This window comes from Empedobacter stercoris (genome assembly GCF_020281205.1).
In the GTDB taxonomy this organism is placed as follows: Bacteria; Bacteroidota; Bacteroidia; order Flavobacteriales; family Weeksellaceae; genus Empedobacter; species Empedobacter stercoris.
Map to the genome: position 1 here is coordinate 39,388 of NZ_JACXZC010000012.1, position 10,851 is coordinate 50,238.

Annotated in this window: 9 protein-coding genes and 3 tRNA genes; 11 read left to right on the forward strand and 1 reads right to left on the reverse strand. The window is 31.6% G+C overall.

The window, feature by feature from the left end:
- Nucleotides 1-20: 20 nt before the first annotated feature.
- The 5 genes from IF125_RS07380 (at nucleotide 21) to mtgA (ending at nucleotide 5,836) form a co-directional block, all read left to right on the forward strand.
- The gene (locus IF125_RS07380; RefSeq protein WP_225542027.1) at nucleotides 21-1,607 is read left to right on the forward strand and encodes an ABC transporter substrate-binding protein; all 1,587 of its coding nucleotides are present in this window, start codon (nucleotides 21-23) and stop codon (nucleotides 1,605-1,607) included.
- A gap of 232 nt (nucleotides 1,608-1,839) precedes the next feature.
- Complete coding sequence (locus IF125_RS07385; protein WP_225542028.1) at nucleotides 1,840-3,423, forward strand: FMN-binding glutamate synthase family protein; 1,584 nt, start codon at nucleotides 1,840-1,842, stop codon at nucleotides 3,421-3,423.
- A 79-nt stretch (nucleotides 3,424-3,502) separates the two neighbouring features.
- A complete protein-coding gene (locus tag IF125_RS07390) occupies nucleotides 3,503-4,486 on the forward strand; it encodes an RHS repeat-associated core domain-containing protein (RefSeq protein ID WP_225542029.1) in 984 nt (327 codons plus the stop codon).
- On the forward strand, nucleotides 4,486-4,926 hold the full coding sequence (locus IF125_RS07395; RefSeq protein WP_225542030.1) for a hypothetical protein: 441 nt from the start codon (nucleotides 4,486-4,488) through the stop codon (nucleotides 4,924-4,926). The genes IF125_RS07390 and IF125_RS07395 overlap by 1 nt, the downstream gene beginning before the upstream one ends.
- A 238-nt stretch (nucleotides 4,927-5,164) precedes the next feature.
- On the forward strand, nucleotides 5,165-5,836 hold the full coding sequence (gene mtgA / locus IF125_RS07400; RefSeq protein ID WP_225542031.1) for a monofunctional biosynthetic peptidoglycan transglycosylase: 672 nt from the start codon (nucleotides 5,165-5,167) through the stop codon (nucleotides 5,834-5,836).
- Nucleotides 5,837-5,932: 96 nt separating this feature from the next.
- Here mtgA and IF125_RS07405 read toward each other — a convergent pair whose 3' ends face one another.
- Nucleotides 5,933-6,688 carry a glycerophosphodiester phosphodiesterase family protein gene (locus IF125_RS07405; protein ID WP_225542032.1) on the reverse strand — a complete coding sequence of 252 codons (756 nt, stop codon included), beginning with the start codon at nucleotides 6,686-6,688 and terminating at the stop codon, nucleotides 5,933-5,935.
- Between the two features lie 167 nt (nucleotides 6,689-6,855).
- On the opposite strand from IF125_RS07405, the gene guaA reads away from it, so the two are divergent.
- The 6 genes from guaA to IF125_RS07435 all read left to right on the forward strand — a co-directional run bounded on the left by guaA (nucleotide 6,856) and on the right by IF125_RS07435 (nucleotide 10,851).
- A complete protein-coding gene (guaA, locus tag IF125_RS07410; protein WP_188319790.1) occupies nucleotides 6,856-8,388 on the forward strand; it encodes a glutamine-hydrolyzing GMP synthase in 1,533 nt (510 codons plus the stop codon).
- Between the two features lie 66 nt (nucleotides 8,389-8,454).
- Complete coding sequence (gene xpt / locus IF125_RS07415) at nucleotides 8,455-9,033, forward strand: xanthine phosphoribosyltransferase (protein WP_225542033.1); 579 nt, start codon at nucleotides 8,455-8,457, stop codon at nucleotides 9,031-9,033.
- 211 nt (nucleotides 9,034-9,244) lie between these two features.
- Nucleotides 9,245-9,315 (forward strand) — tRNA-Gln (locus tag IF125_RS07420).
- Nucleotides 9,316-9,398: 83 nt separating this feature from the next.
- Nucleotides 9,399-9,469, forward strand: a tRNA-Gln gene (locus IF125_RS07425).
- Between the two features lie 33 nt (nucleotides 9,470-9,502).
- A tRNA-Gln gene (locus IF125_RS07430) sits at nucleotides 9,503-9,573 on the forward strand.
- A 60-nt stretch (nucleotides 9,574-9,633) separates the two neighbouring features.
- Nucleotides 9,634-10,851, forward strand: coding sequence for a site-specific integrase (locus tag IF125_RS07435; protein ID WP_225542034.1), 1,218 nt, complete (start codon nucleotides 9,634-9,636; stop codon nucleotides 10,849-10,851).

Below are 10,851 nucleotides of genomic sequence, written 5' to 3' on the forward strand. Positions count from 1 at the left end.
CATAAAAAAATCACCTTTTTATGATGACTAAATACTTTATCTACATTATGTTATTCGTTTCAGTATTTTCGTGTTCCAAGAAAATAGAAATCGATGAAAACAAAGTATTTAAGCTTAATCGTTACGATAATATTTCTTCTTTAGATCCGATTAATGCACGCACACAAGCCAATAACTGGGCATGTAACTTGATATACAATAGTTTGGTAAAGATTGATAACCAATTGGAAATTCAACCAGATATTGCGAAATCTTGGTCGATTTCAGAAGATGGTAAATCTTATGTTTTTCATTTACGTAACGATGTTTACTTCCACAAGCACGAAGTGTTTGGTAAAGATTCTACAAGAATTGTGACAGCTTCAGACTTCGAATATAGTTTTAATCGATTAAAAGATCCTAAAGTTGGAGGTTCTGGTGGTTGGATAATGAATAATATTGATTCGTATAAAGCAATTAATGATACAGTTTTCGAGATTAAATTGAAAGAAGCGTATCCTGCTTTTCTTGGTTTAATATCGATGAAGTATGCTTCTGTTGTTCCAAAAGAAATGTTTAGAAATGGAAACGAAGATTTCATCAAACATCCTATCGGTACAGGTCCTTTTCAGTTTAAAATTTGGGAAGATAACGTGAAAATGGTATTTAGAAAAAATCCAATTTATTTTGAATTTGATGAAAAAGGGCAACGTTTACCATATTTAGAAGCGGTTAATTTATCTTTTTTACCAGAGAAAAATTCTGAATTTTTAGAATTAATCAAAGGTAATTTAGATATGATGGCAGATTTGGATCCGTCTTATAAAGATGAAATTCTGAATCCAATAGGTGATTTGAATCCAAAATATGCGCATCTATTAACAATTCAAAAAGTTCCTTATTTAAGTACAGTTTATTTGTGTTTTTATCTTGATGCACCAAATGCAGTTGATTTGAAATTGCGTCAAGCCTTAAATTATGGAGTGAACAAAGATAAAATCATCAAATACATGATGAAAGGTCAAGCCTTTGAAGCTGATGGAGGTTTCATACCAAAAGGTTTACCTGGATATTCTGCTGAAAGCGGTTATGTATATAATCCTGAAAAAGCGCGTGAATTAATCAATGGTTATAAAAAAACAATAGGCAAGATAGAGCCTATAGAGTTGACAACTGTGCAAGAATACGTAGATGTTTGTGAATATATTGCGGCTGAAATGGCTAAACTTGGTTTACCAATAAAAGTAAATGTAGTACCTGGACCTACTATGCGCGATGGAAAATCGACAGGGAAATTTACACTTTTTAGAGCAAATTGGGGTGCAGATTATCCAGATGCTGAAAACTTTTTGTCCTTATATTATTCGAAAAATTTCGCACCAGAAGGACCAAATTATTCACATTACAAAAATGTAGAATTCGACAAATTGTATGAAGAAGCTTTTTTAATCAATAATCCAGAGGAACGTGCAAAAAAATATCAAAAAATGGATGCATTGATGATGCAAAATGCGCCAATTCTACCATTATTCTATGATCAGACAACGTTGTTTTTAAATAAAAAAGTGAAGAATTTTTCAATGGGACCAATCAAATTATTAGATTTAACACGAGTATACAAAGAATAATTCGTTTAACTTTTCATAGAAAGATTGAATATCTTTTAATAAAAATTGAATAATATTTCATTTTATTTCACGACATTCGATAATTGTTAGCTTATTTGAAATAAGCAATTTTCTCTAACGTTTGAAATCAATATTTTAAAACAAATTATTTCAGAATTTAAGCGATAAAACCGAGTTTTTTTAGATATATTTGACAGCAAATTTTTAATCAAAATCATTTAAATTTTTACTTATGAAAGTAAGACAACTTTTCGTAGTAGGATCTATCATTACTCTTGTTGCAATTGGAGTAATCTCTTATTTTTGGCCAGGAATTCTTTGGTCTTTAATAATTATTTTTCCTTTAATTGCTTTAGGAATTGCCGATATTACGCAAACAAAACATGCTATTAGAAGAAACTTTCCTATTGTAGGACATGGCCGTTATTTATTGGAAAGTATTCGTCCAGAAATCATGCAATATTTTGTAGAAACGGATACAGAAGGAAAACCGATCGACCGTTTGATGCGTAGTATGGTTTATCGTCGTGCAAAAAATGTAATTGATACGGTGCCTTTCGGAACGCAATTAGATGTTTACGAACCAGGATATGAATGGTTAAACCATTCGATGTATGCAGGTAAAATTAAACATGCAGATGATCCACGTGTTAAAGTTGGAGGAAGTGAATGTAAGCAGCCTTATTTAGCAAGTTTATTGAATATTTCTGCCATGTCTTTCGGATCATTAAGTGAAAATGCTGTGTTAGCAATGAACAAAGGTGCAAAATTAGGAAACTTTGCTCACAATACAGGTGAAGGAGGAATTTCTCCTTATCACTTACAACCAGGTGGAGATTTAATTTGGCAAATTGGTACAGGATATTTTGGATGTCGTGCAAAAGATGGAGGATTTGACCCTGATAAATATGTAGAGCGCGCAAGTTTACCAAATGTAAAAATGATTGAATTGAAAATTTCTCAAGGTGCTAAACCAGGGCACGGAGGAATTTTACCAGCAAATAAAAATACACCAGAAATTGCAGCAATTCGTGCTGTAGAACCTTATACAACTGTAGATTCACCTCCATCTCACTCGGCTTTCTCTGATGCTGAAGGGATGTTACATTTCATCAAACAATTGAGAGATTTATCTGGAGGAAAACCAGTTGGTTTCAAATTATGCATTGGAATCAAACGTGAATTTATCGAGATTTGTGAAGCAATGATCAAAACAGGTATTAAACCAGATTATATCGCAATTGATGGTGGAGAAGGAGGAACAGGAGCTGCGCCTGTAGAGTTTTCTAACTCTTTGGGTATGCCATTATTAGATGGTTTAGCTTTTGCGGTTGATACATTACGTGGTTATGGTCTTAAAAAAGATATTCGTGTGGTCGCTTCAGGAAAAATAATTTCTTCTTTCCATATTGCACGCGCTATGGCGATTGGTGCTGATTTGGTTTATTCTGCTCGTGCCATGATGATGGCTGTAGGTTGTATTCAAGCGTTACAATGTAACACAAATACTTGTCCTGTTGGTGTGGCAACACAAGATCGTGAATTGATGAAGGGATTAGATGTAGAAGATAAAGCAACGCGTATGTATAATTTCCACAAGAAAACAATGCATATTTTATCTGAATTAATTTCTGCAACAGGTGTTAAATCGCACAGAGATTTTAACCGTTCTCATGTTAATTTACGTATCGACAATACACGTATTATGTCTTATGACCAATTATACCCAATTGTAGAAGAAGGTGCATATGTTGGCATGTCTGTAGAAGACGTTTTACAAGAAATTAGAGTTCGTACAATGAGCAAGGTGAATTAATCAAACTCAAAAAAATATTTTTAAAGCTCAATTTCGATTGAGCTTTTTTTGTATTTAGTATTTTTTTATATTTATGATGATGAATTGTTATAAATACAAATACAATGGGCAAGAGTTTCAAGAGGAATTAGGGCTTAATCTTTATGATTTTGAAGCAAGAAATTATGACCCTGCTATTGGTCGTTGGTTTAACATAGACCCGCTGGCTCCAAAGTATTTTACGAATTCTCCTTACAACTATACAATGAATAATCCTGTTTTTTTTATTGATCCTGATGGGATGCAATCTATTAAAAACAATGAAAACGGTACTGTTCATTCTCCAGAAACAGACCAATTAGATGGAGTTGTCGCTGGTGTTACAGTATATGGAAGAAGTGGAGGAATAGATTTATCAGGTTTATGGTTCTTACAAAATAGTGCTAGATATAATAAATATAGTTTTACCAATACAGCTTTAAGAAGTTATCAAAACATGATGAGTACCGAAAATGGTAGAACTTATTATAATAACCTACATAATAGTAAATTATCAAAACAAATGGATAATGTAGCGTTAGGCTATATGGGATTATTAGCACTACCAATGGCTTCTGCTGTCGTTGTTGAATACGGCTCTTTGGCTGTTGCTTCAGAAATAGAATTGATTACTTTATATGGTAATACAGCTTTAAAAAGTGTAATGGCATCTGCTTCTGGTCAGATTTTAATGAAAACTACTATTGATATGGCAGTGCAAGGAGTTACGACTGGTGAAATCAACGGTATAGCTGCTCTTGCTGGCGCAGCAGTTCCAGGAAATTCTCTGAAATCTGTTATAGGGTCTGGAATGGTAAGTGAGCAAGTTAATACAACTATGGGGAACTTAAATAATAATCAGCTAACAAATGAATCAGTTTTTAATTCATTTATTACTTCAGGAGTTAAAGCAGCTGTATCTGGACCTCTTGGCACTGTCGGAGGAAGTTCAATACAAAAAATAACAAGCAGTTCTACAGCAGGAGATATAGGAGGAGCTATTATATCAAGTCAAACAAGTAATGAAATAGATAAATATAAATAATGAATAATTTTTTACCTAAAAATGAGAATGGAAACACTAAAAATGAAATACTAAAATGGGTTGGAATTTTTTTAATTATGTTTTTTTTATCTGCTATTATTTATTTTAATAATAAAAACGCTTTAAAAGATATTAAAGAAAAAAGATTATACACCGTTGGTATAATTTCTGGTTTTTCAAAAAGTAGATCTATGGAGTTCGTTAATTATATTTATTCATATAATGGTAAATCTTTTGAAGGTAAAGCGCCGAGAGATATTAATGTATTTGCCATTGGAGATAGAGCTTTAGTTGTTTATAATCCTAATACAAATATAAAATATTTACTTCCATATTTTATTGATGATTCAATAAAAGAACCGTATAACGGATGGAGTAAACCACCTATGAATAATGTTACAGATAGTGATGTTATCAAATATTTAGAGGAAAATTATTAAGCATTAATTCAACTTAACATTCACAATAAAACAAAAGGTAAATGTTTGTTTGCTTTTTGTTATTTTATAAAGTTTTAGTAAAGGCTTAAATTCTTTAATGAAGATAGCATTATTCTCATTAATAAATCGATTTACAAAGTGAGTAAAGTTAAAAAAGATGACAGACGAATTCGATAGAAAAATTTTTCCAAAATTCAATAAATCCTATAACTTTGCTTTTGTAATTTAAGGTAAAAACATGTTCAAATTTATACGTAAAGTTATACTTTATCTTTTTGTAATACATCTTGTTTACATCGTTGTTTTAAAATGGATTAACCCTCCTTTTACCATCACACAAGTTCAACAAGGAATAGAACAAGGAAAATTTAAGCGCGATTATATTTCGTACAACGAAATGGGACGTAATATTAAATTAGCAGTAATTGGTTCTGAAGATCAAAAATTTCCTGTTCACAATGGATTTGATATAGACGGAATACAAAAAGCAATCGAAAAAAACAAAGAAGGCAAAAAACTTCGTGGAGGTTCTACGATTTCTCAACAAGTTGCAAAGAATGTTTTCTTGTGGCAAGGTCGTTCTTGGTTGAGAAAAGGATTGGAAGTGTATTTTACATTTATGATTGAAAAAATTTGGGGTAAACAACGTATTTTAGAAATGTATTTGAATACTTCTGAAATGGGAATAGGCGTTTTTGGAGTTGAAGCTGCATCAGAATATTATTTTAATAAACCTGCGAAAGATTTAACGAAGAACGAAGCAGCTCGTATTGCAGCAGCTTTGCCATTACCACGAAAATATAATGTCAATCCGCCTTCGTCTTTTATTAGTAGACGCGCCAGTCATATCGAGCGTCAGATGCGAAATATACAAGGAAGTGCTGATTTAGAAAAAGTTTTAGGAGAATAATAAAAAAGAGAAGTTAATTAACTTCTCTTTTTTGTTTCCAATAAATTTTAACAGCAGAAATTTTTTCTAATTCTTAGTGATTTTAAAGAATTTAAATTATTTCGTCAAAAGCTCTTTTAAAATCAACGGTTTGTCAGTAGTGATATAATCTACTTTCAAATCAATCATTTCTTGCATGACTTTGGGTTGGTTAACTGTCCAAACATTCACCAATAATCCCAATGCTTGTGCTTCTTTTACCCAATTCGGATTTTTCTGAAAAACCTTGTAATTGTAATCAATTCCATTCCAACCTTTTTCTTTTATTTCTTTAGGAGTTAAATCACCATTTAGGTAAGAAACATGATGTTCAGGCGCTAAACGTTTAAATTCATCACAAATATTTTGACTAAAAGAAATGATTTCAATTTGGTCTTCAATTTGATGTTTTTTGATCAATTCAACTGCTTTTTTTACAGCACGATTTTCATTTTCTTTGGATGAATGAGGTTTTAATTCGAAAATTAATTTAACATTTTTATTCTTTTTTCCTTGTTCAATATATTCTTCCAAAGTTGGCATATTTTCGCTGTTAGCCAATTTCAACGTTTTTAAAACAGTAGAGTTTGTCGTCTCAATTGTATAGCCTTGGTAATGATCATCGTGATTTACCATCAAAACATCATCGGCACTAATCAACACGTCAAATTCAGAACCGTAAACATTAATTTCTTGTGCAGATTTTAAAGATTGAATTGAATTTTTTGCATTGTTTTCAGTATCCCAATAACCACGATGAGCGATTATTTTTTGCGCATTTACCATATTTGCGAACATAAAGGTTGTTAAGGCAGTAAATATAATTTTTTTCATGATGAATTATTTCTCTCAACAAAAATATTTCGATAAATTGATTTTAAAGTTAGGATCATATTAAGTTAAAATTAAACTTTCAAAATCTATCGAAAAGCAGAAAAAATGAATCGAATAAAATTGGGATTCAACCGAAATTCGCTTAATTTTGCACAAAGACAAACACAATGACGCAAGGAATTATTATTTTAGATTTTGGCTCGCAATACAATCAATTAATCGCGCGCCGAATTCGAGAATTTGGAGTTTACACAGAAATTATTCCCTACAACACTTCAATCGAAGAAATCAAAAAACACAATCCAAAAGGAATTATTTTATCAGGAGGTCCTTCTTCAGTTTTTGGAGATGAAGCTGCTTTGGTAGAAAAAGAATTATTCGAATTAGGCGTTCCTGTATTAGGAATTTGCTATGGAATGCAATTGATTTCTCACTTATTAGGAGGTGAAGTTAAAAAAGGAGAAAAAGGAGAATATGGAAAGTCTGAATTAACTGTTTTAGCTCAAAACAGCTTATTTACAGGAGTTCCAGAACAATCTACAGTTTGGATGAGCCACTTTGACGAAGTCATAAATGCGCCAATTGGATTTACAGTTTCAGGAAAATCAAACATCGATATAGCAGCAATTGCTAATGAAGAACGTCAGATTTTTGCGGTACAATTTCACCCAGAAGTTACACATTCAGAATATGGTTCAACAATGTTAGAAAACTTTGTTTTCAATATTTGTCAGGCTGAAAAGAATTGGGTTTTGAAAGATTTTATCGAAACAGAAATTGCTCGTATAAAAGAAGTAGTTGGTGATAAAAAAGTGATTTTAGGTCTTTCGGGAGGAGTAGATTCTTCTGTAGCTGCGGTTTTAATTCATCGTGCAATTGGTGATCAATTAACTTGTATTTTTGTTGATACAGGTTTATTACGTAAAGATGAAGGGAAAAAAGTAATGGAAAATTACGGAAAACACTTCAACATGAACATCAAAATGGTAGATGCTGCGGATCGCTTTTTATCTAACTTGAAAGGAATTGAAGAACCAGAAGCAAAACGTAAATCGATTGGACACGATTTTATTGCCGTTTTTGATGAAGAATCGAAGAAATTTGATGATGCTTCTTTCTTAGCGCAAGGAACTATCTATCCTGATGTAATCGAATCACAATCTGTAAAAGGTCCTTCTGCAACGATTAAATCACACCACAATGTAGGTGGTTTACCAGAAGATATGAAACTTCAATTATTAGAACCATTACGTGAATTATTTAAAGATGAGGTGCGTAAAGTTGGAGTAGAATTAGGTATTCCTCGCGAATTAGTTTACCGTCATCCTTTCCCAGGACCAGGTTTAGGTATCCGTGTTTTAGGTGAAGTAGATGAAGAGAAAGTACGTATTTTACAAGAAGCTGATCAAATTTTTATTGATGAGCTTTATGCACATAATTTATACGACGAAGTTTCTCAAGCTTTCGTTGTATTATTGCCTGTGAAATCGGTTGGTGTAATGGGAGATGAGCGTACGTACGAATATACAGCAGTTGTTCGTTCAGCTAATACAATCGATTTTATGACAGCAACATGGTCAAAATTACCTTACGAATTCTTAGAAATCGTTTCGAATAGAATCATCAACGAGGTGAAAGGAATTAACCGTGTAGCTTACGACATCAGTTCAAAACCACCAGCAACTATTGAGTGGGAATAAACGAATTATTATATAAAGTCAGCCATAGTGCTGACTTTTTAGTAAACTATAAAAACTAATATTAAAATGGAACTTTTAAAAGAGAGAATATTAAAAGATGGAAAGAGTTTCGATGGTGGAATTTTAAAAGTAGATAGTTTTATTAATCATCAGATGGATCCTATTTTAATGAAAAACATTGCAGACGAATTTGTAAAACGTTTTTCGGATTTAAATATTAATAAAATTATTACAATTGAAGCAAGTGGAATTGCACCTGCTATTATGCTAGGGTTAGAGCTAAATTTACCTGTTGTTTTCGTAAAGAAGGCAAAGCCAAAAACGATGACTGATTTTTATGCATCGCAAGTATATTCGTTTACAAAAGACAGAACATACGATGTTTGTGTAAGCAATCAGTTTCTGAACGAAAATGATAATGTCGTTTTTATTGATGATTTTTTAGCAAATGGAAATGCAGCATTAGGTGTAAAAGATTTAATCAAACAATCTGGAGCAAATCTTTTGGGAATGGGATTTATCATCGAAAAATCTTTTCAAGAAGGGCGAAATCGATTAATAGATCAAGGAATTAGGGTTGAATCGTTGGTTAGAATTGATTGGTTAGGAGAAAACTCGATTGAATTTGTTGAAGAAAAAATGTAAAAGAAAGCAATTTTAAGTACTTATTTATTCGAAAATAGAATCTAAAAAATGAATGTTTTCAATAATTTTCAAAAAAGAAAAAAAAATAACATTTTTTTAAAATTCATTTTCAATGGATTATCAAAACAATCGTCTGTTTTAGCTAAAAACATGTAAAATTAGTTTTGGAGAATTAAAAAACCTTTCTATATTTGCACAGCAATTAAGACATAGACCCATGGTGTAACGGTAGCACATCGGTTTTTGGTGCCGCTAGTTGGGGTTCGAATCCCTGTGGGTCTACAAAATGTCTTAAATCTCAATAAAAAAATTGTTGAGATTTTTTTATCTAATAAAAGTTGCGAAAATTGAAATAAAATGTAGTCAGACCCATGGTGTAACGGTAGCACATCGGTTTTTGGTGCCGCTAGTTGGGGTTCGAATCCCTGTGGGTCTACAATTTTTTCAATTTTATATAATAATCATGGACAGACCCATGGTGTAACGGTAGCACATCGGTTTTTGGTGCCGCTAGTTGGGGTTCGAATCCCTGTGGGTCTACAAATGAGTTTCAATATTTTTATATGTTGTTAATTGCCAGTTGATTAACATATAAATAAAATGGAACGAAACATAAAAATACAAGAACGATTTGATTCTATTGGAACGGATTTGGCACGAAAAAAAATCCGTCCAATGAATTATCGTTTTAAACTTCACAATCACATCAGAAAGACTGATGGAAAAGTTAAATTGAACTTATTCGTCACACATTCTGGAAAATCAGAAACAATTTCTATTGCTAACATTCTTATAAATCCTACTAAATGGAATAAGAAAAAACAGCGGCTTAATTCTCGTACATCGGAAGATGCTGGAATAAATAAGGCATTAGATCAAATTGAGGAAAAAGTATTGCAGATTAAAAATAAATATGCAGGACATAATGAAACTTTGACAGCTAAAAAATTTGTTGAAGAATATGTTAACTTTAATGCAAATTTTGATTTTCTTATTTTTATGGATGTACAAATTCAGCGGGAAAAAGATATGCTGAAAAAATCCACACATACCTATTATTACAATGTTCTGCAAAAATTAAAACGTTGGAGAAAAGTTATTTATTTCAAAGATGTAAATGATGTTTTCTTTGAAGATTATACGCGCTATTGTAAATCTTTAGGAAATCATACCAATACTATTTCAAGGAATATTCGTGGAATTAAAAAGTATTTAAAGAAAGCTACTAAAAAAGGTATTAAAATAAATATCGATTTAGAAGATGTAAAAACTAAACGTTTGAAAAGTACTCGAAGTGATTTAAGTATTTCGGAAGTTAGATTTTTATTGAACGAATATTATAAAAATAAGCTTCCTTATCCAGCACAACAAAGTTTAGGTTTATTTTTATTCAGTTGCTTTACAGGCTTGAGATGGTCCGAATTGAACGAATTTAATTTGAATAAAATCTATAAAAAATATATTGTTATTTTTCAAGAAAAAACAGAGAATCCATTGCGAATACCATTGACTGTTGAAGCCGAAGATTTAGCACGATCTATTAATTGGGATAGAAAAATTGCTTATCAAAGTTGGTTGAAGTATTTGAAAGAAGCTGCTAAAATATTAGAATTTAATAAAAGAATTTCTTTTCATATAGGGCGACATACTTTTGCGACAAATTATATGCGAACAAATGGTAATGTAATGCGATTGATGCTTTTATTAGGTCATAAAGAAATTTCAACAACTCAAATTTATGTACATATGACGAATATGGAAAATGATGATCATATACATAAATTATCAAATTTATATTCAGTAGGAAGTGGGCAATAA

What these genes read in the sequence shown, in the direction of transcription:
- IF125_RS07380 (WP_225542027.1), top strand. Translation starts at nt 21, where the DNA reads ATGATGACTAAATACTTTATCTACATTATGTTATTCGTTTCAGTATTT.
- IF125_RS07385 (WP_225542028.1), top strand. Translation starts at nt 1,840, where the DNA reads ATGAAAGTAAGACAACTTTTCGTAGTAGGATCTATCATTACTCTTGTT.
- IF125_RS07390 (WP_225542029.1), top strand. Translation starts at nt 3,503, where the DNA reads ATGAATTGTTATAAATACAAATACAATGGGCAAGAGTTTCAAGAGGAA.
- IF125_RS07395 (WP_225542030.1), top strand. Translation starts at nt 4,486, where the DNA reads ATGAATAATTTTTTACCTAAAAATGAGAATGGAAACACTAAAAATGAA.
- mtgA (WP_225542031.1), top strand. Translation starts at nt 5,165, where the DNA reads ATGTTCAAATTTATACGTAAAGTTATACTTTATCTTTTTGTAATACAT.
- IF125_RS07405 (WP_225542032.1), bottom strand. Translation starts at nt 6,688, where the DNA reads ATGAAAAAAATTATATTTACTGCCTTAACAACCTTTATGTTCGCAAAT.
- guaA (WP_188319790.1), top strand. Translation starts at nt 6,856, where the DNA reads ATGACGCAAGGAATTATTATTTTAGATTTTGGCTCGCAATACAATCAA.
- xpt (WP_225542033.1), top strand. Translation starts at nt 8,455, where the DNA reads ATGGAACTTTTAAAAGAGAGAATATTAAAAGATGGAAAGAGTTTCGAT.
- IF125_RS07435 (WP_225542034.1), top strand. Translation starts at nt 9,634, where the DNA reads ATGGAACGAAACATAAAAATACAAGAACGATTTGATTCTATTGGAACG.